At 67.9% G+C, this 24401-nt stretch carries 5 protein-coding genes and 1 pseudogene; all 6 read right to left on the minus strand.

Features of this window, described 5'->3' with window-relative positions; translation table 11 throughout:
* Positions 1–36: 36 nt before the first annotated feature.
* The 6 genes and pseudogenes from R5W23_RS28310 to R5W23_RS28330 all read right to left on the minus strand — a co-directional run bounded on the left by R5W23_RS28310 (position 37) and on the right by R5W23_RS28330 (position 23773).
* Positions 37–17262 carry an Ig-like domain-containing protein gene (locus tag R5W23_RS28310; RefSeq protein WP_320689278.1) on the minus strand — a complete coding sequence of 5742 codons (17226 nt, stop codon included), beginning with the start codon at positions 17260–17262 and terminating at the stop codon, positions 37–39.
* A 387-nt stretch (positions 17263–17649) separates the two neighbouring features.
* Positions 17650–18036, minus strand: a complete 387-nt coding sequence (locus R5W23_RS28315) for a hypothetical protein (protein WP_320689279.1) — start codon at positions 18034–18036, stop codon at positions 17650–17652.
* A gap of 128 nt (positions 18037–18164) precedes the next feature.
* Positions 18165–18260 (minus strand): annotated as a pseudogene (locus tag R5W23_RS32820) (hypothetical protein); the annotation flags it as partial.
* Positions 18261–19290: 1030 nt separating this feature from the next.
* The gene (locus R5W23_RS28320; protein WP_320689280.1) at positions 19291–22257 is read right to left on the minus strand and encodes an ATP-binding protein; all 2967 of its coding nucleotides are present in this window, start codon (positions 22255–22257) and stop codon (positions 19291–19293) included.
* Between the two features lie 26 nt (positions 22258–22283).
* Positions 22284–22871 (minus strand): hypothetical protein, encoded by a 588-nt coding sequence (locus R5W23_RS28325; RefSeq protein ID WP_320689281.1) that lies wholly within the window; start codon positions 22869–22871, stop codon positions 22284–22286.
* 5 nt (positions 22872–22876) lie between these two features.
* Positions 22877–23773, minus strand: coding sequence for a hypothetical protein (locus R5W23_RS28330; RefSeq protein ID WP_320689282.1), 897 nt, complete (start codon positions 23771–23773; stop codon positions 22877–22879).
* Between the last annotated feature and the right edge of the window lie 628 nt (positions 23774–24401).

Genomic DNA, 24401 nt, shown 5'->3' on the forward strand with positions numbered 1-24401 from the left:
TCGCACCCTCAGTGAAGCCCCGCGCCCTGCGCCACCTCAGACGGCCTGCGCGCCCCTCACGACCAGCTCGGGGTACACCTCATCGGCCTCCCCGATGGGGTCCGACCACGGGTCGTCGTCGACCCGGATCGGCGCCCACTCGTCGCTCATCTGCTCCGTCTTCCGTCGGGTCCGACGGAGCACCAGGGCCCCGCCGACGGATAAAGCCAGCACGCCCAATAGCACGTACTCGTCGGTCCACCAGTCTTGGGCCAGATCGCCCCCGCCGGCCGGGAGTACGAGAGCGACCGCTCCGTCCGCCCCCAGAACCAGCAGGTCGTCCTCGCCGACCACCACTGGAGTGCCGTCGACGAAGCACCCGCCCCCCCCGAACAGGCGCCGGACCGGACACGGGATCAGCGCCGCGGCCCGACCGAGGACCGGCACCACCGTGTACTTGGCCGCCCACGACGCGCCGTTGCCGGCCTGCCGGAACGCGGCCTTGGCGAACGTGCCTACGGCCTGGCCGACCACCGTCTTGCCGGCGTACGACGCGATCTTGCCGAACGGGAGCATGGAGAACGCGCTCAGTCCGGCCTCCAGGTACTTGCCCCGGGCCGCGTAGATCGCGGCGTTGGCCCCGTTCGCCACCGCCGCGATGATCCAACCGGGACCCGGGATGAACGACGCGATGGTCCCGATCTTGGCCAGTTTGTCCTGAATCTTATCAATGGCGAACTCGGCCATTTTCTCGATGAACGTGCCCACGAACACCTTGTCGGCGATCTTCCCCAGGGCCGCAGCCTGGAACAGTTGGGTCGCCTTCTGTGTGTCCAACCGCTGGGCCATCAGGTCGGTCTCGGTCACCTGCCAGTCGCGGGTCGCGAGCGCGTCGTTCAGCCGGGCGGTTACCTCGCCCTGGAGCGCGGAACGGGCATACTGGAAGTCCTGGCTGGCTTGTACCACCGCCGCCTGAGCTTCCCTTCGCCCGGTTTCCAGGGCTGCCACTGCCCCATCGAGCGCCTGGCGGAACTGGGCGTCGGCCGCGATCCGGGCGAGCTCGATCTGGTCCGCCGCATCCTCGAGTGAGGCCTGGCCGGACTGGTGCAGCCGCTGCACCTGGTCGATGGCATCCAGCACCGACCGTGTGGCGTCCGCCGCCGCGGCCGTGACGGCCGCCTGAAGCGCGGTGTGGGCCTGCTGGAAGTCAACCCGCAGGTCGTCGAGCTGTTGAGACGCATCCCGGGTAAGCGCGACCAACTCACCGATACGCGCCACCACCTGGCCGGGATCTTCGACGAACGTCGATCGATCGTGTTCGGCGACGAATCCCACCCGTGGGGCCACCACAACCGCTCCCGGTCCGATGTTGCCGCCGACGTATATCCCGCCGATCAGGTCCGACGCAGCCACGGTTCCGGTCAGGTCGCCCCAAACGTCCACCGCGCGGATGACCCCGTGCCCGTCGGCCGGGTCGGGATCGGCGCCGGCCCCGGCAGCGACGCTGCCCGTCAGTGACCCGTAGGTCATAACCCGGCTAATGTTGTCCCCAGCCGTCAGAGTCGCGCCGATGTTGCCGATCGCACCGGCAGACAGATCGTTGCCCGCGGCCAGTGTCCCGTTCAGAGTACCGTAGGAGAACGCGGACACGCTCCCGGTCGCGGTTCCGGTTACGGTCATCGCGCCGGTGGACACGAGGGACAGGTTCCCGCCCGAGGCGGCGGTTGCGGTCAGCGCCCCGATGCTGGTGAGTGAGGCGTCGCCCCCGGCGGTCACGGACGTCCCGGTAACGCCGCGCCCGAGAACGGCCGCGTTGCCGCCAGCGGTCACCGTCGATCCCGTGACCGACGCGCCGATGCTCGCGAGGGTGGCGTCCGTCCCGGCGGCCACCGTCACGCCCGACACCGCGCCGTCGGCGAGGGCCACTACTTCGCCCGTAGCGGACGCGACGTACACGCCCGATAGCGAGCCGTGTGTCCAGACGAACGCGGCATCGGCGCCGCTCACCATCACGCCGCTGATCGGCCCGAGGGCCAGGGCCGTGGCCTCGCCCCCGGCGGTGACGTCCGTTTGAAGGCTTCCCAGCGCCCCGACGGTCGCGTCGCCGCTCGCCGTCACGGACCCCTGGGCGTTGCCGGTCGTGAACAGCATCGCGGTACCGTTGGCGGCGGTGATATCGCCGGTGAAGTCACCGCCAGCGAGGACGCTCGCGCTCGTTCCGGTGGTCACCGTGACGGTCACCTCCTGAAGACCGGTCACGTCCGCCGGGCCGCCCGACGTGATCTCGCCGTCGAGCGTGCCGACCGCCTGCACGGTGGTGGACCCGTCAGTCGTGATTTGGACCTGGACCGAGTCGCCGGCACCCAGTACGTTCGCTGACCCGCCAGCCTCGATTGTGCTTTCGATCGTGTCGAGACCCGTGACCGTGGCGTCGCTATCGGCCGTGACCGAGCTGGTGATTTGTCCGACCGCCGTGAGGGTGACGTTCCCGCCGGTAGACGTCAGAGCTCCGGACGACTTGCCAAGAGCGAAGGCGGTCAGATCGCCGCCGGCCGTGACCGCCCCGGTCAGGTCGGACAGCGTCACGACGTCGGCCGTTCCGCCGGCGGTGACCGGAGCCGCAATCTTGGAGACGGCGGTCACGCTTGCGTTCCGCCCGGCCTGAACGGCCGCGATTAGGTCGCCGAACACAAAGACTGACGCGTCCCGCCCGGCCCCGACTGTCGCGGCGACCTTGCCCCAAACGGTGGCGGTGGCGTCGCGCCCCGCCGTGACCGCCCCGGTCAGGTCCCCGGCCCCCCAGACGCCCGCGTCCTCCCCGGCCTGAACCGCCCCGGACACCTTTCCGCCAGCAACGACGCTGGCCGCGCCTCGGATGGCCGTCACGGCGGCCGAAACGTCGCCCTCGGCCGCCACGGCCGACGCGTCACGGCCGGCGGTGACCGTTCCACTCACCGCGGTCGTGGCGATCACGCTCGCGTCGCGCCCTGCGGCGACCGCGCCGGACACGTTCGCGGTGCCGATCACGCTGGCGTCCTGCCCGGCGACCATGGTTCCCGAGATCGCACCGGCGGCGAACACCGATGCGTTCCGGCCGGCCCCGACCGGAGCGGTGAGGGTGCCGAATGTTGTGACGGTGGCGTCGCGGCCGGCGCTGACCGCACCGGAAACATTTCCTTTCGCCAGAACGGACGCGTCCTGGCCCGCCGTCACGCTGCCTGACACGGCCCCCTTGGCTGTAACCGTGGCCGCCCCCGCTACCGCCCGAACCGATCCGGTGACATCGCCCCCGAGTGCGAGGACGCTGACATCGGTCCCGCCCTTGACCATTGCGGTCACGGTGGTCTTGGCAAGCACGCTGCCAGCGGCCCCGGCCTCGACCGATCCGGCCACCTGGCCCACCGCGGTCACGTTGGCACCGCCGCCGGCTTTGACCGTGCCATCGAATCCCGAGAGCGAAGTCACGCTCACCCCGCCCACGTCGGACTGGTACGTACCCTGCGTCGTCGCGGCCCCGGCCGCAACACCCACGACCGACTGCCGCCCCTGGTACGTTCCCTTCAGACCGCCGCCGGCCGTCACGTCGACCCCGCCCGCGTACGACCGCGCAGTCGCGTCGACATCGGCCAAACCGGTTATCGACACCTGTCCTTGGGCACGGAACTGCCCCTTGAGGGTGCCGCCCGCCGTTGCACTCGCCGTCTGAACCTTTCCGGTTACCAGTCCGCTCGCTCCGGCGGTGACGTCCGCGGCCAGTGTCGTCCCCGCGAATACAGACGCGCTGCCTTGCTTCGAGGTGATGGTGGTTCCAGAATTAATCGCACCGAGGGCGGACACCTCGGCGTCCCCGGTACCGGCGGTGACCGTCGCGGTGAGGTCTTCAGCCCCCGCGACCCGGACCCCGCCCGCCGCGTCCACGGTGATCCCGGACGACGTTTTCTGCGCCCAAACGAAAGCGTCCCCGCCGGTCGTCTTCACTTTAACCGAGCTGATGTCCGACCAACTGCTGACCGTGGCCCCGGCGCCGGCCGTCACCTCTCCTCCGGTAATCCCGTTGTACGCGTTCACCGTCGCCTGCCCGGCCGTCGCGGTGACCTTACCGGTCCATTTTCCGAACGTCTCCAGTTGGGCGCTCCCCGAGGACGTGACTGTTCCGCTGGCGTCCTTTTGTGCGGTGACGGTGGCCATCACCTGAGCCCCGACCAATGTCCCGGCGGTCACCGGGCCGACGAACTTGCCCCACACCTCCAGATCGACGTCCTTGCCGGCGGAGATGGAGCCGGTGAAGTCGCCCCGGGTCATGATCTCGGCGTAGTTCTCGACCGAGGTGATGGAACTGCTGACGTTCCCCCACCCGACGAGCGACACATACCCGACGGCCCGGATCTCCCCGCTCGTCTTCCCGCCGACCGTCAACAGAGCCCCGCCGTCGGTCTTGATCTTGCCGGTCAGGTCGCCCCACGTCTTGAGGCCGATCCCGCCCTTGGCGTCGAGGTCGCCACTCATGTTCCCGGCGACGGCCGCCCCGATGTACCCGTCCGTGCCGTTCGCGGTGACGTTTCCGGTCAGTTTTCCGAACGCCTGAATGTCCACCCCGCGCTTGGCGGTGATGGTGGCGGTCACGTCTCCGGTCGCCTTGGCGATCACCGCCTCCGGGACCCAGTCACCAGTCCCCCACGTTCCGGACAGGTTCTTCCCCTCGACCTGGAGCGAGGTGCTCACCTTTCCGGTGCGGATGTCCACGTTCCCGGTCGAGAGCACCTCGGCCTTCTTGGCCTTCAACTCGCCCAACTTCACGTCACCCCATGCGACGACCGAGGCGTCCCCGGTCATCAGGCCGAAGTCCGAGAGGAGCGACGATCCGACAAGTTTGTCGATGTCAACATTCCCCATCGTGATGACCCACGCCTTGCCGAAGTAAGACAGTTCCGTGATCTTCGTCTTGCCAGTGGCCAATGTGTACACACTATCGAGGGCGCTAAACACGTCGGACAAGTCGATGTCCTTGGCGACCACAAGGGCTTTTAACGCTGACTTGACCTTGCCGCTCACTTCCCCCATCGACCCGAGCGTGACGCTATCCTTGAGGCTCTCCAGGGTCCCGGAGGATTTGCCGTACACCCAGGCGACTACCTCGCCCTTGGCGGTCGTGTTCCCCGTGCTGTTCGTCCATGCTGTCAGGTTCGCGCCGCCGGCGGTGCTGGCCACGTCCCCGCTGATGGTGCCGAAGGACCGGAGGGTGACGTCACCCGGGGCGGTGACCGACCCGGCGATGTCCTTCCAGGCGTCGGCGGTGATTCCGCCGGACCCGGCCTTCAGGTTCCCACTGATCGACTTGAGGGCCCAAACCGCCCCGAGCGTGCCGCGCGCTGTTACGTTCTCGGAGATGTCGCCGAACGCGGCCACCGACCCAATGTTGGTGGCCGTTACCGCACCCCGGATGTTGCCGTACGTCGCGCCCTGTAACGGGATCGCGTTCGGCTTCGAGCGGACGTTGTTCGACGGCTTATCCGCGCCCGGCAGCCATTCGATTCCGACAGGGAGGAAGCTGCTGCTGTAAACGGTGCGGGTGGCGCCCTCACCCCACGCCCCGAGGGCGAGCACCCGGCCGATGTCCCCGCTGGCCTTGATTTCGCCGCTAATGTCGCCGCCGCCGAGCGCCCCAGCGACCACCTCGCCGATGTTACCGCCCGCAGCCTCCACCGGACCCATGATGTCCCCGCCGGCCTTCACCCCTCCAATAAACGTGCCCGCCTTAATGGTTCCGGTGATGAGCCCCGCGGTGACCAAGATGCCCGTTTTCGCAGTCAGGTCACCGATCGACGCGCCGGCGGTGACCGATCCGTCGATGATGTCGGTTGCAGTAACCGAGCCGATGGTGGTGCCCGCGGTGACCGCCCCGTAGATCCCGCCGAACCGGGCCGTGATCGATCCGATGGTGGTGCCGGCCTTCACCGTTCCGTGCACGCTCCCGATTCCGCCGCCGTAACCCGCCCCGCCCGCGGCGACCGTGCCGATGGTGGTGCCGGCCTCGACCGCGGCCTCGATCGATCCGCTCGCTTGAACGGTGCCGATCGCCCCGCCGCTGCTCTTCACCTCGGACCCGCTGATGTCACCGCCGCGGCCCATGAAGTACGCGGCCTCAACGGTTGCGATCGCCCCGCCGGCCGTGACCGAACCGGAGAGGTCCCCGCCCGTGAGGGTGAAGCTCGGTCCCCACCCCGTGTAAAACCTCTGGTACCCGGCACGAACACTGCTGATCGTTCCGTTAGCATGCACGTTGCCCGAGATGTTCCGACCGCCGGCCACGCCAGACGTGATGTTCCCGGTCACACTGATGGCGCCGGTGATGTCCCGGCCGGCGTACGCGTACGTCAGCCCTCCGGAGGTGCCCGTGATGGCGCCGATGATGTCCCGGTCCGCGTCCACAGTCCCGAACGACGCGGCGGTGACGGGACCGGTGATGTCGCGCCCGGCGTCGAGGTTGTTCAGCGCGCCGGTCACAGTAACGGTGGCCGAAATGGTCTCGCCGGCCGTCAGGGTGGGGAGGCTCCCGCCCGCGGTGATCGACCCGCTCACGTTCCGCCCCGCGGTCACCGAGCCGATCGTTCCGCCCGCGGAGATCGTCGCGCCGGAGATGCTGAAGCCGGTGCCCGCCGTGACGGACGAAATGCCCCCGCCCGTGGCGGTGATGGTACCGGACAGGTCGCGGGCGGCCGATACCGCGCCGATGGCCCCGGTAGCCGTGAGCGACGCCGCGGACGTGACGGCACCGGCGGTGACGGACCCGATGTCCCCGGCGGTGGCCGCCACAGTCCCGCTGAGCGCGCGGCCGACCGTGACCCCGCCGTAGTAGTACCCGCCGTAACCGGCGGCCGCCCCGACCGTCCGCCCGGACACGCGCCCGGTGAGGTCGCGGCCGGCGGACACCTGCCCCACACCTTGGCCCGCCGTCACGTCGCCGGTCAGGTCGTACCCGGCGGTCACGGCGGACACGTCGCCGCCCGCCGTGACATTGCCGGTCACGTGGTCACCGGCCGTCACCGACCCGAGCAACCCGCCCGCGCCGACCGCCGCGGATACGGACCGGCCGGCGGTCACCGCGCTCACGTTGCCGCCCGCGTCCACGGCCCCGGTCACGTCCAGGCCCGCTTGCACGAGCCGGACGCGGCCGGACGCATGAACCGTCCCGCTCACGGTCCGCCCCGCGGTCACCCCGCCGGACCCGTAGGTGAATTCGCCCAGGTCGCCCCCGTTCGCCGCGACCGCCCCGGTCACGTCCCGGTTCGCCATAACGGATTGGATCGCCCCGGCCGCGGTCACGGCGGCCGATACGTCGAACGCGGACACGCTCCCCACGTTGCGGCCCGCGGTTACGGCGCCCACTTTAGCCCCGCTGGCCGTGGTGACGTCCCGCCCGGCCGAAACCGTGCCGATCACCCCCAGGTTGCTCGACGCGTCCCAGTACCCGGCGCCGTAGCCCATGCCGTAGTAATAGCCGTACGCCATCGCGCTCGCGTCCTGGGTGGCGGAGATGCTAGCGATGTTGTCGGCCGAGGCCGTCACGTTCCGCCCGGACAGGGCGCCGACGTTGCCGCCGGCCGAGACGCTCAGGTCCCCGCTGATCGAGATCGCCCCGATGTCCCCGTCGGCGCTCAACGAGAGGTAGTCTGCGCTCCCGCTCCAGGTCGCGTTCCCGCGCGTGACCGACACGCTGAACGTGGTCCCGCTCACCGCGCTGACCGACCCGCTGGACGTGACGGCCACGACGCCGGAGTTGTACCCGTTCCAAATCGTCATCTGGCCGTAACTGTACGACTGTCCAGGTTGCAGAGTGGCGCTGGTGGGCTGGGGCGTGCCGCCAGAAGTATAACCGAGGTAGACGGTGTACGGACCGCTGGTCGTAAACCCGTCGGTGATGCGGAACCGGAAGGAGCCGCCGGAGCCCGTGTTGGTGCCGCCCGAATAGGTGAACGACCCGTCTGTGTTGAAGGACAGCGTGCCCCCGCTGAGTGAACTGTCGACGAACTGCGCGGTGATCGCGTCGCCGTCGATGTCCGTGTTTACGCTCGTGACGTCGCCGCTGATGGCGCTATACACGGTCGGGGGCGGCGCCGGCGGGGATGGCGGGGATGGCGGGGATGGCGGGGATGGCGGCGACGGGCTGCCGTACCCGTAGACCAGGACGGACGGGCCGTACCCGGGCGGCGTCACGGGCGGCGAGGGCGGGGGAGAGGTCGTGCCGCCGTAAGACATTGTGCCGGTGAAGCTGTCCAAGTTCCACGTCCGCCACGGCCCGACACCGAGCACGTTCGTAACGTTGATGCTTACTGTCCGGGTGGCCGACTCGGCGCCGATCGCGTCGCGCACTTTGTAGGTGAACGAGTCGGTGCCGACGTACCCAGCGGTCGGGGTGTACGTGAAGCTCCCGTCCGGTGCCGACGACAGGGTCCCGTGCGCCGGGTTGGTGACCACCACGGCCACCAAATCGAACTTCCGTTCGTCCGTCACCCCTTGTAGCAGCCCCTGCGCCATTCCAACGGTCAGGGATTGCCCTTTGTAGACCGAGAGCGTCCTATCTTGGGCCACCGGCGCGGTGTTGCCCACCGCAATGCTCGCCGTGGCCGTTTGCTCGGCCACGCCGTCTTTGACCTTATAGTTGAACGACGCGGTCCCACTGAAGTTGTTGTCCGGGACGAAGGTGAACGAACCGTCGTCGTTCAGGCTCACGGTCCCGCCTGAGGGCGTACCCACCAACTCGGCCGTGAGCCGGTCGCCGTCGGCGTCCGTGTCGTTCCCGAGGACGCCCGTGAGGCCGACTACGAGGGGCGTCGCCTGGGGCGTCGAGTAGGTCTCCGGGGCCGCCACCGGCGCGGCGTTCGTGAGGTTCATGGTGACGGTCGCCGGCGCGCTCGTTTCCGTCCCGTTCGTGATCTTGTAGGTGAACGTGACCGCTCCGGTTGCCCCCAGTTCTGGGGTATAGACGAAATTCCCGTCGGCCGTGAACACCAGCGCCCCGGTCGACGGGCCGGCTACCAGGACCGCCCGGAGCGGCTCGCCCGCGGTTCCCTGATCGTTACCGAGCACGTTCCCGCTCACCCGTCGGTCGTGTGCCGACGAGAATGTATCGTTCACAGGGTTAAGGGCCACCACCGTGATCCGGGCCACGGCCTCCTTTCCGTCCTTGATCTTGTACCGGAAGCTGTCCTGTCCTGTGAAGCCGGCGGCGGGGGTGTAGGTGAACCCCCCGTTGGCGTTCAGCGCCAGCGTCCCGTTCGCCGGCCCGGAAACGACCGTCGCGGTCAGCCCACCGGACTGGGTGGTCCAGTCGTTGGCGAGGACGCCGTCCCCGGCCCCCTTGGTGAGCGTGCCCCCCTTCAGCATCCGGTACTCGTCGTCGTAGGCCGCGTACCCGTGGTCCTGGAGGGTGAACACGACCAGGACCGAGTCGCCGTACGCCAGCCCGTCGAACGGGGTATATGTGAAGCTGCCGAACTCCAGAGAGTACCCCGACGTCCCCGGGCTGAACGTGATCGAATCCCCGCTGACCGACACCGAGCCGTTCGTCGCGCCGCCGACGTTCCGGACGCTCATGGCATCGTTGTCGTAATCCTTGTCGTTGGCCAGGAGCTGCGCCGCGGTGACGGTGATGCTCCCGCCCTTGGAGAACGCGAAGAAGTCCATCTGGCCGATCGGGGCGGTGTTGTCGGCGAGGATGGTGACGACAACCGGGGCGCTCTCGGTGGCCCCGTCGAACGCCGCATAGGTGAACGTGACCTGACCGGAGTAGCTGGGCTTCGACGTGAAGCTAAACGTCCCGTCGGCGTTCAGGCTGAAGTTCTGGACGGCGCTCGGGTCCGGGCCGGACTTGAGCACGGCGGTCAACGTGTCGGCGTCCGCGTCGAAGTCGTTGGTCAGAACGTTCCCGGTTTTCGCGACGCCTCGCTGGGCGCGGAACGTCTCCGCAAGACCCATCGGCGTGTTGTTGCGGTACTCGATGGTGACCGTCGTGACGTCGCTCTGACGGGACCCGTCGCTGGCGCGGTAGCGGAACGTCGCCACGCCGACCCACTGCGGGGACGGGGGCGTGTAGGTGAACGAGCCGCTGGGTGATGTGGTCAGTGTGCCCTGCGACGGCCCGTCGACGAACACGAGGGTCAGTGGGTCGCCCTCCGGGTCGTAGTCGTTGCTGAGCACGTTCCCCGTGACTGGCCCGGTCCCGTGCAGGCGGACGATCTTGTCCGCAGCAGCAGAGGGGGCTTGATTCAGCACGTCGATCGTGACGGTGAGGGCCGCGGACGACTGGGCGGCGTCCGACACCTTGTAGGTGAACGTGTCGGTGCCGCTGAAGGTGGGGTTCGGCGTGTAGGTGAAACTGCCGTTCACGTTGAGCGTGAGTGTGCCGTTGGCCGGTTGGGTCACGACGGTCGCCGTGAGCGGGTCGCCGTCCCAGTCCTTGTCGTCCCACAGCACCCCCGTGCCCGCGCCGACCGTGAGCGCCTGCCCGCGCGCCACCTCGTAGTAGTTCCCGTGCCCGATCGGCCGGTTGTTCCACACGTCGATCGTCGCCGTCGCCGTGGCGCTGTTCTGCGCCCCGTCGTTCAGCTTGTAGGTGAACGAGACGCTCCCGATGTACCCGGCGGCCGGGGTGTACGTGAACGTCCCGTCCGCCGCGAGCGCGAGCGTGCCGCTGGCCGGGCCGGTGACGAGGCTCACGGTAACCGGGTCGCCGTCGCCGTCCCAGTCGTTCGCGCGGACCGAGCCCGTGAGCGCCGTGTCGTGGTGCGTCGAGAGGCTGTCGTCTGTCGCCACGGGCGCCCGGTTCTCGACCCGGATCGTTACCGTTTGCGTTCCGGAGGTGGCAATTCCGTCGGTGATTCGGTAGGTGAACGAGTCGGTGCCGACGAACCCGGCGGCCGGGGTGTACGTGAACGTCCCGTTCGCCGCGAGCGCGACCGTACCGTGAGCGGCTCCGGTCACCAGCGCCGCGGTGAGCGCGTCTCCGTCGTCGTCGTAGTCGTTGAACAGTACGCCGGTCGCGGGGGTCAGAGTTTGCCCCTGGTGGACGCGGTACGTGTCCGCGTTCGCGATCGGGAGGAGGTTCCACACGTCCAGCGAGACGAACACGGGGCCGGTGGTCGTGGCCTCGTCCGTCACCGAGTAGGTGAAGCCGTCGAACCCGACGTACCCGGCGGCCGGGGTGTACGTAAACGAGCCGTTGGCGCCGAACGTGAGGGCGCCGTGGGCGGGCACCGAGAGCAGCGTGGCCGTCAGCGTCTCGGCCGGGTCGTCCACGTCGTTCGCCAGCACGCCGCGGTCGGCGGCCATCGACAGAACAGTGCCGTGTTTGACGTGGTACAGGTTCGCGGTGCCGCGCGGCGCGTTGTTCCAAACGTTGAGCGCGACCGTGACCGGAGCGCTGTTCGCGTTGCCGTCGTTGGCGACATAAGTGAACGAATCGGGCCCGGTGTACCCGGCGGCCGGGGTGTAGGTGAATGACCCGTTCGCGTTCAGGCTCAGCGTCCCGTGCGCCGGTCCGCTGACGAGCGCGGCCGTCAGCGTTTCACCCGGGTCCGTAGTATCGTTCGCCAGCAGGCCGGGCGCGCCGACGGTCAGAACGGTGTCGTGGGCGGTCCGGTACGTGTCCCCCGTTGCAACCGGCGGGGGGTTGGCAACCGTAATCGTGACGGTTGCGGTTGCAGTAGCGACGCCGTCGCTGACCGTGTACGTGAAGCTGTCCGATCCGGAGTAGCCAGCGGTCGGAGTGTATGTGAAGCTCCCGTCCGCGTTCAAAGCCAGCGCGCCGTGCGCCGGACCGACGGTCAGCGCGGCGGTTAGCGCGTCGCCGTCCGGATCGGAGTCGTTGGCCAAGACGTTTCCGGTCAACACATGCCCGGTCGTCGCCTGGAACCCTTCGGCCGCGGCGCGCGGAGCGGCGTTCAGAACCTGGAGCGTTACGGTCGCCGTGCCGGTGTTCGTACCGTCGGTGACCTGGTACGTGAACGAATCGGCGCCGACGTACCCGGCGGCCGGGGTGTACGTGAAACTCCCGTTGGCGTTCAAGACCAGCGCGCCGTGCGCCGGGCCGGTGGTTACGCTTACGGTTCCGCCCGCGGCACGGTCGTTGGACAGAACCCCCGCCGCTGCCGAGACCGCCAGGACCGCCCCGCGCCCGGCTAGGTACGTGTTCCCCGCCGCAACGAATGCCGCCGACGTGACGTTAAGGTTGACTGTCACGGGCGAACCACTTGTCAGCCCATCTGCTGGCGTGTAGGCGAAGCTGTCCGCACCCGTGTACCCGGCGGCCGGGGTGTAAGTGAAGCTCCCGTCCGCGTTCAAGGTCAGCGTACCGTGAGCGGGCCCGGTGGTGAGCGAGACGGTAGGCGCGCCGGCGGCGTCGTTCCGGTCGTTGCTCAGAACCCCCGCCGCAGCGGATACGACCAGCGGCGTACCCGGCTGCGCGAGGTACAGATCGGCACCGCCTTGCGGTGCCTGATTCCACAAGGTCAGAGTGACCGTTGCGGCGGCGCTTTGTCCGACGCCATCGCCGATCCGATAGGTGAAGGAATCGACGCCAACGAATCCGGCGGTCGGGGTGAACGTGAAGCTCCCGTTCGCGTTCAACGTCAGGGTGCCGTGGCCCACCCCGGTAATGAGGCTCGCGGTCAGCGCGTCGCCGTCGCCGTCGCTGACTCCGGCAAGTACGCCGCTCGCGGTGTTGACGGTTAATGCGGTCCCGGCCGGGGTAAGGTACGAACGGGGCGGGGCGGACGGCAGCGCGTTGGTCACGCCAATTGTTACGGGCACGGCGCCGCTCGCGGTGATCGAGTCGCGCAGGCGGTAGGTGAACGCGTCGGTACCGACGAACCCGGCAGCCGGGGTGTACGTGAAGCTCCCGTCCGCGTTCAAGGTCAGGGCACCGTGGCCCACCCCGGAGACGAGTTCGAGGGTGACCGGATCCCCGTCCCAGTTCTGGTCGTTCGCGCGCACGCCCGCTGCCGCTGTGATCGAAAGCGTTCGGTCGTGTGAGACGGTGTAAGCGTCGGCAACGGCAACGGGAGCCGTGTTCGTCACGCGAAGGGTCACCTCCAGTTCCTGAGAGGCAACGCCGTCGGACACGGCAGCGGTGAAGTGGTCTGTGCCGACGAAGCCGGCCACGGGGGTGTAGGCGAACGACCCGTTCGGGTTCAGGGTCAGGGTGCCGTGCTGGACGCCCGTGATCAGAGATACGGTCAGCGCGTCCCCGTCCGGGTCGGTCGCGCCCGCTAACACGCCCTGTGCTGCGGCGACACTCAGCGTCGCGTCGTGACGGATCTGGTAGTCACCCGGCGTGACGAGCGGCGCGGAGTTCGCGACGACGATCGTGACCGTCGTCGCGGGGCTGGTCACCGCGCCATCGGCGAGCGTGTACGCGAACGTGTCGGTGCCGGCGAACCCGGTCGCCGGGGTGTACACGAAACTCCCGTTCGAGTTAAGCGCCAGGCTGCCGTGCGCCGGCCAAGCGGTGATTGTCGGGGTGAGCCGGTCCCGGTCCGCGTCGGTGTCGTTAGCGAGGATGCCGCTTGCGGCAGCAACGGTGAGGGGGTGCCCGTGGTCGGTCCGGTAGAAGTCCGCCCCCGCCACCGGCGCGACGTTCTGTACCTGAATCGTAACCGTTACTGGTGCCGAGACGACCGCGCCGTCGTTGATTCGGTAGGTGAACGAATCGATACCGACGAACCCGGTCGCCGGCGTGTACGTGAAGCTCCCGTCCGTGTTCAGGGCCAGCGTTCCGTGGGCCGGTACAGTAACCAGGGTGGCGGTGAAGCTGTCCCCGTCCACGTCGGAGTCGTTCGCCAGCACGCCCTGGCTCGGGCGGACGTACAGGGGCAGGTCGTGAGTGGTCGCGTAGGAGTCCGGTCGGGCGTCCGGTGGTGTGTTGGTCACAGTCAGAGCGACCGGGACCGTCTGGCTCGTGGTCGCCCCGTCGGTGATCCGGTAGGTGAACGAGTCGTCACCGACGAACCCGGCGGCCGGGGTGTAGGTGAAGCTCCCGTCCGGGTGCATCACGAGCGCCCCGTGGGACGGCGACTGGGTGACTACAACGGCTAGTGTGTCGCCGTCCATGTCGCCATCGTTCGCTAGCACGCCTTGAGCTAAGCCGACGGACAGTGCCGTGCCGTGCGGAGTGAAGTACGCGTCCGCTCCGGCGATCGGCGCCTGGTTACCAATCTCGAGCACGGCCACGACGTACGCGTAGGCAGCCCCGTCACTGACCCGGTAAGTGAACGAGTCGGTGCCGACGAACCCGGCGGCTGGGGTGTACGTGAAGCTCCCGTCCGTGTTCAGGACCAGCGTCCCGTGTTGAGGCCCGCCCGCCAACGTGGCGGCGAGGGTGTCCCCGTCTGGGTCGGCGTCGTTTGCCAGAACGCCGGTCGCCGTGCCCACCGCCAAGGCGCGCCCCTGCTGGCCGGTAAACGTCTCGCCCGCCGCAACCGGGGCGGTGTTGCGGACGGTCAACTGGACCGTGGTAACGCTGCTGCTGGTGTACCCGTCGGACGCGGTGTACGTGAACGTATCGGTGCCGGCGAACCCGGCGGCCGGGGTGTACGTGAAACTTCCGTCCGCGTTCAGCGCCAGTGTCCCGTGCTGCGGCCATTGGTTGAGGCTGACCGACAGGGTTTGACCGTCAGCGTCACGGTCGTTGGCGAGCACGCCGCGGTCGGCCGCGACGACGAACGGCGTGCCCGGTCGCAGGTCGTAGTTGTCTTCGGACGTAACCGGGGAGGAGTTGAACACCTCAATTTCGACGGTGGCGGGTTGACTCATCGCCAGCCCGTCACTCACCCGGTACGTGAACGACACGGTGCCCTGGAACCAGGTCGGCGCGGTGTACGTAATCGTGCCGTTGGCCTGAAGTGTGAGCGTCCCGACCGACGGCGCGGTGACGAGTGAAGCGGTGAGCGTTTCACCGGCGTCGTCAACGTCGCTTGCCAGAACCCCGACGGTGTCTGTGAGCGCCCCCCCCCGAACAAGGCGATAGCTGTCGTTCGTTGCGATCGGCGTGTTGTTGACGACTGTAATGGCGACAGTGACCGGTGCGGACTGCGTGCTCCCGTCAGCGGCCCGGTACGTAAACGTGTCTGTCCCGAGGAAATTCGTGGCGGGGGTGTAAGCGAATGTGCCGTTAGGATTCAGGGTCAGTGTCCCGTGAGCCGGGCCGGTCACCAGCTGCGTCGTCAGCGGCACGCCGTTGCGCTGCCAGTCGTTCGCGAGAAGTCCGGTGGCCGCGGTCGGGCTGAGGGTGCGGTTCCGGACGAGTTCGTAACTGTCTTCGATCGCCCGGATCACCTGATCGGTCACGGCGAGCGACACGGTCGCCAGACGACTCGTGTCCGCCCCGTCTCCGACCTGGTACCGGAAACGATCGGTGCCGACGTAGCCAGCGGTCGGGGTGTAGGTGAAGCTCCCGTCCGCGTTCAGCACCAGGGTGCCGTGAAGGGGGCTGTCAACCAACTGGAGCGTCTGCGCCTCGCCCGCGTCGTCCGAGTCGTTGGCGAGTACGCCCTGCGCGGCGGGTACCGTCAGTGGACTGCCCGCCCGTGCGACATAGGAGTCATCACCCGCCTGGGGGCGCTGGTTGGAGACCGACAGGGTGACGGTCACCGTGGCGCCCGTGGTGCGCCCGTCGGAGGGGACGTAGGTGAAGGAGTCGGGTCCGGTGTACCCGGCGGCGGGGGTGTAGGTGAACGTGCCGTTCGAGTTGAGGGCCAGCGTCCCGTGGGCCGGGCCGGTGACCAGCGCCGCCGTGAGCGCCTCGCCCGGGTCTGTTACGTCGTTCGCCAGCACACCGGCGCCGACAGCGGTCTGGAACACGCGGTCGTGGGGCACCACGTATGCGTCATCGGCCCCCACGGGGGCGGTGTCGATCACCAGGAGCTTCACCGCTGTCGTGGCGCCCGTGGTGCGCCCGTCGGAGGGGACGTAGGTGAAGGAGTCGGGTCCGGTGTACCCGGCGGCGGGGGTGTAGGTGAACGTGCCGTTCGAGTTGAGGGCCAGCGTCCCGTGGGCCGGGCCGGTGACCAGCGCCGCCGTGAGCGCCTCGCCCGGGTCTGTTACGTCGTTCGCCAGCACACCGGCCGGCGAGACGAACGGCCCGGTCAGATAAACGTTGTATTCGTCGTCGTCGCCCACAGGCGCGGGGTTCTCAACGGCGATTTGGACCTGGACCGCGGCCCCATACACACGGCCGTCCCAGGCCTTGTAGGTGAAGGAGTCGGTGCCGACGTAGCCAGCGGCCGGGGTGTACGTGAAGCTCCCGTCTGCGTTCAGCACCAGGGTGCCGTGTGTCGGTCCGGTGACAACGGACACGGTTAACGGATCCCCATCCGTGTCCGTATCGTTCGCCCGGACCCCGGCGGACGTACCGACTACCAACGTGGTGTCGTGCTGCACGCGGTACTGGTCGGCGGTCGTCTCGGGTGCGTCATTCGTTACGTTCAGGGCCACGGTGGCATCGGCCGTGGCCCGTGTGTCAGACGCACGGTACGTGAAGGAGTCGGTGCCGACGTATCCGGCGGTCGGGGTGTATGTGAAGCTCCCGTCGGCGTTCAACACCAGGGCGCCGTGCGCCGGTCCGGTAACGACCGACGCGGTCAGCGGGTCCCCGTCCGCATCGGCAGCACCCGCCAGCACGCCCTGAGCGGTCGCGATGGTGAGCGTTTGCCCGTGACCGATCGCGTACTCGCCCCCCCGAGCAGCGGGCGCCGCATTGGTGACGTCCAGTGTCACGGTCCCGGGTGCCGAGGTGATCACGCCGTCACTGAGGCGGTACGTGAACGAGTCGGGGCCGACGTAGCCCGGTAGAGGCGTGTAGTCAAACGTGCCGTTCGGGTTCAGGCTCAGTGTTCCGTGGGCCGGTCCGGTCACCAACTGCGCGAGGAGCGGCCGGTCGCTTAGGTCCGGGTCGTTGTCCGTAACGCGTTCCGCGAGGTGCCCCCCGTGTGACACGTCGAAGGCGTCGTCGGTCGTCCACACCGCGTCGGGTTGAACGGTAATTTTTACGTAAGTGGTCGGCTCCCAGGAAGCCGTTCGATAGCCGAACCAGTCCGCACCCGTGAACCCCGCTTCGGGTGTGTACGTGAACGTCCCGTCGCCTTGCAAACTCACCTGTCCCGCCCGGGCGGCGACGGTCAGTACCGCCGGCCACCCGGTCGACGTGTCGTTTGCCAACACCCCCGCCGTCGCTGATAGGACGGCAAGGGGTTGGCCGCGAAGCGCGTTGTAGAAGTCGGCGGCCGGCATGGTCCGCTCTTCGAGACCTTCGACGGCAAGCATCGGTCGACGCCATTTCCGGGGCGTCAGCGCGCGCCGGGCAAGGACCGGTTGACGCAGGAACTGAATCACATCCCACAAGCGGCGGTGCAGGCGCATCGTGGTACTCGTTTCAATGAGGGAAGGATGCCGTAGAAAGATCGGAACGACAAACTGCCCAAAGAGTCAATTGCGCAAAGTCTAGAAAATTTTAAGGAACCAGGATGTTAAACCCAGAAATCTTGATGTCTAGATCAATCCTTCCGAAAAATTGTCTAGGGTTAGGTGCTACGCAGTTGGCGGCCGATCACGTGAGCGTTCATGGGATACCGCCGCCACGTTTTCCTGGGCATTTTGAGCCCTCCCCGCGGGCGGTTACTACCGGTGCGGGGAGGGCGTGTTCCGCATGCGCCGCAGGGACCCGCCGGCCCCGAGCAGGAGCCCACACCGGGCCAGCCCGCTCACGTCCCCGCGGCCCTCCATCACCAAGAGCGGGATGTCCGAGCGGGTGCGGTTTAGCACCTCGGCGATCCGAGCGAACCAGAATACTCCCTTGGCCGGCTCCGGGTTCATAAACGTCACGCACTTCGGGTCGGCCCGGTCGCACCGGGTGCGGACCCACTTCCAAGGCCCGGGCGGCACCACCGGGTCCAGGTCGAGACCCCGGTAGTGCGCGCGGCTGCCTTCGGATGGGACCACCGCGGCCGGCGCACTTTCGGCGCGGACCTGGTACAGCCCGCTCTTCTCGGGCACGAACGTGAACACTGCCTCGGCGGCCGCGAACCGGCGCCACAGCTCGGCGTGCTACTCGCGCGGCAGTCGCACGTCGAACCCGCCGAGGCGTCGGTCGAGCCGTCGTCAACCACCAGGCACTCCCAGTCGGGGAACATTTGTGCCCGGACCGAGGCGAGCGCGCGGGGCAGCAGGTCGGCCCCGTTGAACACGGGCACGACGACGGAGATCCGTGGCGCGGGCGTGGCGTCGGTCATCGGGGGCGAGTCCCAGGGCACGCAGGGGCGACCGGCAGACGTACCGGCCGGGGCGTCACGCCTACGCGTGGCGGCCTTGAATGAACGGTGCGGTTGGGAAGCTCAGAGATTGTGGGTGACAGGAGCGGTGATCGTGCACTGACGACGGGCTTCGGTCGTGAATGGGCGGTTCAAGACATCATCCTTGTGCAGTGATGATCAATCGCGTACTTGGCCGATGTGGCAGTGCACGCGTTTTGATCTAACAGGCTAGTTGGGTAGTATTGTTCCGCGCGAACGTCCCCATGTCAACGTCGGCGCAGCCATATTTTCGCGAAAATCCGAGTGGGATTGCCCAGCAAGAGTTTACGTCGTGTGTCACGTCCGTTGGCGTGGATAACGGGGGCGTTGCAACGGTGTAACCGTTCGCCTGTGGGCTGAGCGACGCACCGGGCAAATGACGTACGCCCCCAGGACAATCGCGAATCGTCTGCACTTCCGACCCGGTGACTTCGGGTGGGGGCGTAGCAGTCCGGTCGGCCTCCGCTCGGACCGCGAACCCAGTGCGGCGTGTGTGGCCCAGCAGGCGCGAAACGTGTCGATAGCGATGGCGGAGCAGAGCCGAAGCATCATTCACCTGCTGATCGACCACGACACCAAGTACGCCCGCAGCTTCGACGCTGTGTTCGAGGGCGAGGGTGCGGAGGTGAAGCGGGTAGGGCCGCGGGCCCCGAAGATGAACCGTATGCCGAGCGGTTGGTACAGCCCCTGCGCCCGGAGTGCCTGGACTACCTCCTTGAGTTGGGCAGCGGTACCTGCGGCGCGTGGAGCGGGAGTTCGTGGTTGACTGCAACGAGGAACGCCCACGTCAGGCCAAAGCTGACGCGCCGCTACCGACGAGGCGGAGCCGCGGCTGCGCAAGCTCCCGTCCTGTGAGGCGAGGTGGAGGAAGGGTTGGCGGGCTGTCAAGTCACCGCTACCGGGCCGCGGCCTGACGCAATTCTGGGGCGTTTCAACCGCAATAGCCGGATACCACCATTCAGCGGTTGCATCAGGTTTGGGACACGTTGTCATCCAGGCCCAGCTCTTTCAGCCCGGTGCGTGTCTCGTCGGCCTTCGCTTGGGCCTGGTTTCGGTCCAGCGGGATCTCGAACGACACCTCCAATTTGAGGTCCGGCGAATTGATGAAACGGGCGAGCACCTTGGTGTAGAAGTTCATCCACTTCTGCGGGGGGACGGCGCCGCGCCAGCGAATCGTCTGCTTGCCTGGCTCGGGCTCACCTGGTTTGGGCTCACCCGGCTCGGCTCCGCCGCCGGGCTTCTTCTCCGAGGCTGCGATCCGCACCTCGGCGAGCGCTGTTTGTCCGCCCGCCTCCGCTCGAACGGTGTGAAGGCCGCAGACCGGCCCGGCCGTGTACGCGCCTTCGGCAGTGATTGCGCCGCCGGTTGCCGTCCAAGCGGCTTGTGTCAGCGGGTACGGCTGCCCGTACTGGTCGTTCGCCGAGCAGGTGAAGCTCACCTGCTCGCCCGGCTTGATCGTGGGGCGCTCGGGCCGAACGGTCAGACTCTCGAGCCGCGGCGGCTCCTTCAATTTCACGGCGTCCGCGGCCTTCAACACGAACACGTCGTCCGAGATCTCGACCTCGGTTTCCGACATGCTCTCTTGGAACCGTTGCAGCTTCAGCCGCCCGCTCGGGTCCTTGGTCGCGTACCCGAGGTGGCCCTGCGAGACGCCGTCCGCGACGGTCCGCTTGATCGCGTCCGGGTTGAGCAGACGGGACAACTGCGGGGACGAGTAGAACGCATCCCTGGCCCCCTTCGTCGGCCACTCGACGAGCGACGACGGCCAGCACTTGACCAGCCGGGCCGGGCTGATGTGAGCCGTGATCTCGTCATTCTTCTCCAGCTCGCGGAGGATCAGTTCCGTGATGCTCCCGGCCGAACTGGACGTGATCTGCCCGAGGTCGAGCCCCCGCAGCGCGTTGTCCTTTCCCAACAGGAAGACGTGCCGGTACGCGCGGAACAGGGCCTCGTCCGCCGCCCGTTTGGCGGCTTCGAGGTTCCGCTGAAGCAGTCTCCGCTGCCCGTCGTCCAGCCGCTTCTTGGTGTCCTCGTCGTCGTCGATGTCCTCCCACGCGAGCGCGTCCCGCACCGCCGTGCGGGCGGCGTCGGCCGCGTCCGGGGCGGCAAATAGGAGCGCCGACTTGAACGTGCGCCCGCTCGACCCGCAGTCCCGAACGATCGCCTCCATCAGGTCCGCCGTCTTCTTATCGCCCGCAACCGTATCGAGGCCCAGCACCACCAGCGTGAGCGCGGCCCGGTTGGGCACGTCGTTACTCCGCGCCGGCCAGTACTTCCGGTCCACGAACTTTGACGCGTCCCCGGTGTGCTTGTCGAACAGCTTCTGCGTCAACTGCCGGACGCGCTCGTCCACGCTCTTCGGCTGCACCGCGCCGCGGCGACTCACCAGGATCTGGTTCAGGTTCGGGGTCAGCCCGAACCGGTACCGGTTCTTGTCCGCGTTGAGGTAGTAGCAGGTGGCGGTCAGCCCCTCGAGGACGCCCTCCAGGTCGGCCATGTTCGCGTCCGGGCCGAACGTCGCGGTCCGGATCTCCGGCACTGACGCGTCAGTCTTCCCCTGGCTCATCCCGCCGTTGGACTCGAAGAAGATGGTGGTCGCCACTTTCCGGTGCAACTGGGCCTTCTTCACCCCGTCGGCGGCCTCCTTGTCCAGCCGCAGGGCGTGCGCGTCGCTCTTGCCGAGGATGTCGGTCGTCACCGGCACCTCGAGCGCGTCGCTGCCCAGTTGCTCGAACAGCGCCGCCCGGAAGACCGGGTTGTTGAGCGGGGCCAGGCCCAGCGTGAGCAGCGGCTCGCGGGTCGCCTTGCGGTGCTCGTCCTGGTGGTTGTGCGCCACCCACAGGGCCAGCAGCCGCAGCACCCCGCGGGTGCGCTGGAACCGCGGCAGGCTGGCCCACTTGCGCTCGAACACCGACAGCACCGACGGGTGGAACGGGTACGCGGACAGGAACCGGTTCTGGACCGACTCGGCGTCGACGCCGGTCAGCTCCTGGGCGTGCTCGATCGCCCACTCGGCGTACGCCGCGGCCGTCTTCCGCGCCTCGTCCTGCGAGCCCGACGACTCGAACAGCCGGCGCCGGATGATCTCGCCGATCTCGGTGTCGGCCGACATCATGATCGCCTTGCCGAGCCGGTCGAGCATCTTCTTGAACCGCGCCTCGTCGGCCGCGTCCGCGGGCGTGTACTCCAGGTCCGACGCCGGGATCGACACCACCACCGCCACGTTCTTCTCGCCGCGTGCCGTCTCCGCTAGGCAGTCGAGGAAGTTGTACAGCCGGTCGCCGTACCCCTTCGCCCGGTAGGTGCTCGCGTAGCTGATGATCTCGTCCATCAGGATGAGCGCCGGCCGGTCCTTCGGCAGCATCGCCCGGATCGCGTCCCCCTTCGGCTCGATGAACTCCTTCTCGTGCTTCTCGACCGCCGCGAACGACTCCGCGCCGCCGAGCTGCCAGGCGATCTCGCCCCACGGGGTGAACCGCCGCGGCTCGCCCGCGCCGCCGCGCCCGTTGAGCGAGTCGAACTCCTTGCCCATGAACACCGCGACCGCCGCCTCGGGCACGGCCTTCACGTTCGCTCGCAGCAGGATGCTTTCGACTCCCTTCCACTTGTTCGCACTCGCGCCGTTCCGGGCGAGGTGATACAGCGCGGTGAGGGAGTGCGATTTGCCGCCACCGAACTGCGTGGACATGTTGAACACGGCCGACGTCTCGACCTGGACGCCGGACAGCCGGCGGACCACCTGCGAGGCGAGATCGAGCAGGCTGCCGGTCACGTAGGTGCGGTCGAAGAACCGCTGCGGGTCCGTGTAGTCCTTGCCCGCCCGGCCGTCGCGGATCTGGTCGAGGTGGACGGCGAACTCCGACGCGTCCAGCGGGCGGTTCTCCCGCAGGTCCTCGCGCAGCTCGACGACGTCGTACCAGGGCTTCAGTTTCGCCATGAGAGAGTCACCAGTTGGGCGGATCGCTATTCGACCTTCGCGAAGCGACCGACGTTCGTGTTCAGCACCCAGAACTTGAAATAGCCCCACGGGAACGTGTCACCCTCCCCGCGGTTCCCGACCACCAGCACGGTTTCCCCGGCGAGGGCCGCGCGATCCCCGGGCGGGATCGTGCCGACCACGTCGTCACCGATGGCGTGGACGAGCTTGCGGCCCTGCTCCCAGTCCGGGCGGTACGCGAACACGACCCGGAGCCGCGTCCGCAGGCACAGCACCTTCCACAGCGAGTACGCGACGCGGTCGTCCGCCTTGCTGTTCTCCAGCTCAAACGCCGCGAGCGGGAACGGCCAGTGCCCGCCCGACGCCGGCGCGAACGCCATCACGTCAATGCCCAGGTACTCCTGGCCCGCCTGCGGGAGCAGGTCGAGCGGGTGCCCCTTGCCCGCGGCGCGCCAGCCGAGGGCCTCACACGACCGCACCACGGCGCCGGTCAGACAGGTCGTCCAGTCCGTGAGGTGACCGGACGTGGCGGCGGCCTTGAGCGGCGCAGCGACGGACGGCTGCTGCACGTGCTGCAAGAAAGCGTCCTTCCAGGGCGGGAACAGCTCGGCCATCGGTGCTACTGCCCCAGGCTCTTCTTGCGGGAGAGCACGCCCTCAACCCAGCGGCGCTCATCGGTGCCGGGCGGGTACAGCGCGGCCAGCGCCTGCGCGAGCTTCCAGAAGTTCGCGTTCGCGCCGACCCCGTCGTTCACCAGGAACCGCTTGAGCAACTCGCCGCGCTGGGCGCCGAACATGATCATCGCCTGATGCACGCGATCGAGCACGGTCGTTCCCGGCGGCGGGGCCTTCAACTCGGTGGCGGTCGCTTTCGCGGCCGGGACCGCGTCCTCGAACTCCTCGAACAGCGACCGCGTCACCTGCTTCTTCTTTTTGGCGGGCGCGGGCTTGGCCTCGGTTTCCTTCGCGTTCTTGCCGAACAGGTGCTTGGTCCGCTCGGCGACGGACAGCAGTCGCGCCTTCTCGCCCTTCACCTCGACGATCGATTCGCTCTTCTCCAGGTGGATGCCGAGGCCCTGCGCGATCTTGCGGGCGGCGTCGAACTCCAGGCTGAACCCGGTGACCTTCGCGGCCTTCGGCGCGTCCTCTTCCTCAGCGTCTTCCTCGTCCTCTTCGTTGGCCTTCTCGGGGGTCGGCTTCGCGCCGCCGCCGATCGTCCACAGCCACACGGCGGTGAGCCGGGCGTCCGGTTCCAGGCCCGAAGCGTCGGCGTCGCGGAAGATGGTCGAAATCGCTTCCTTCGAGACCGCGGCCCAGACGTGTTCGAGGTACTCCTTGAGCGGAACCGGGTCGCCGTTGGACTTCTCCACGCGCGAATAGCGGGAGAAGATCTCCAGCGCCGGGCCAAGGCACGCAAAGATCGCGTCTGCCCCGACCACGCCCTCGCTCGACAGCCGCGGCATCCACTCGTGCATCCGCTTCGGCAACTCCGACAGCACGTCCCGCCAGTCGCCCACCTCCGTGCGCAGCGAGCCGTCTGCGTTCTCGCGCGGGCGGCAGACGAGGTGAACGGAAGAAGCGAGAGCCGCTGAATTTATTGCTCGTAGTCGCGTTCCCCATTCCGTGTCAACTGGCCAAGAGGCAGTGATTATCCACCCCGCATTCATGAGCGCTTGAAGCTGTGTCTCCCAACCTGAAGTGGATTTGTGTGCGAAGACGACAACTCCCACAGCATTCGGCTTCGCTATGCGCCTCGCTTCCCCGAGTGCTTGAGCCATCGTTTGTTCAAAATAGTCCGCCCCCTGTCCTTTGGCCTGATCCACAATGCACTCGTGCTGCTTTGGGGCCAGGCTATCCGAGGGGAGAACGGTGCCGTCTGAGAATGCACGCCGAAGCCAGACGTAAAAGAAATCGGAGAGATCGGCATAGGGAACGGCATCGTAGTAGGGAGGGTCAGTGACGATGGCATCAGCGGTATCGTCGGGAAGCGGGTGGCTTGTTGCGGATGCTCGTTGGGAAGTTCCCGCGGGATACTTCTCGCCTTCGCGGTCGAAAATACGGGCGATGTTATTGATTGACACTCCAAAGTTTCCCACCGCATCGCTCGCTCCCGTTGACTCGGCAAAATCCCAGGTCATCTGAATG

It is taken from the genome of Gemmata algarum, from assembly GCF_034097035.1.
GTDB classification, from domain to species: Bacteria; Planctomycetota; Planctomycetia; order Gemmatales; family Gemmataceae; genus Gemmata; species Gemmata algarum.

Coding starts and splice junctions, on each gene's coding strand:
- R5W23_RS28325 (WP_320689281.1), bottom strand. CDS start 22,871: ATGGCCGAGCTGTTCCCGCCCTGGAAGGACGCTTTCTTGCAGCACGTG.
- R5W23_RS28310 (WP_320689278.1), bottom strand. CDS start 17,262: ATGCCGGCCGCCGACTTCTACAACGCGCTTCGCGGCCAACCCCTTGCC.
- R5W23_RS28320 (WP_320689280.1), bottom strand. CDS start 22,257: ATGGCGAAACTGAAGCCCTGGTACGACGTCGTCGAGCTGCGCGAGGAC.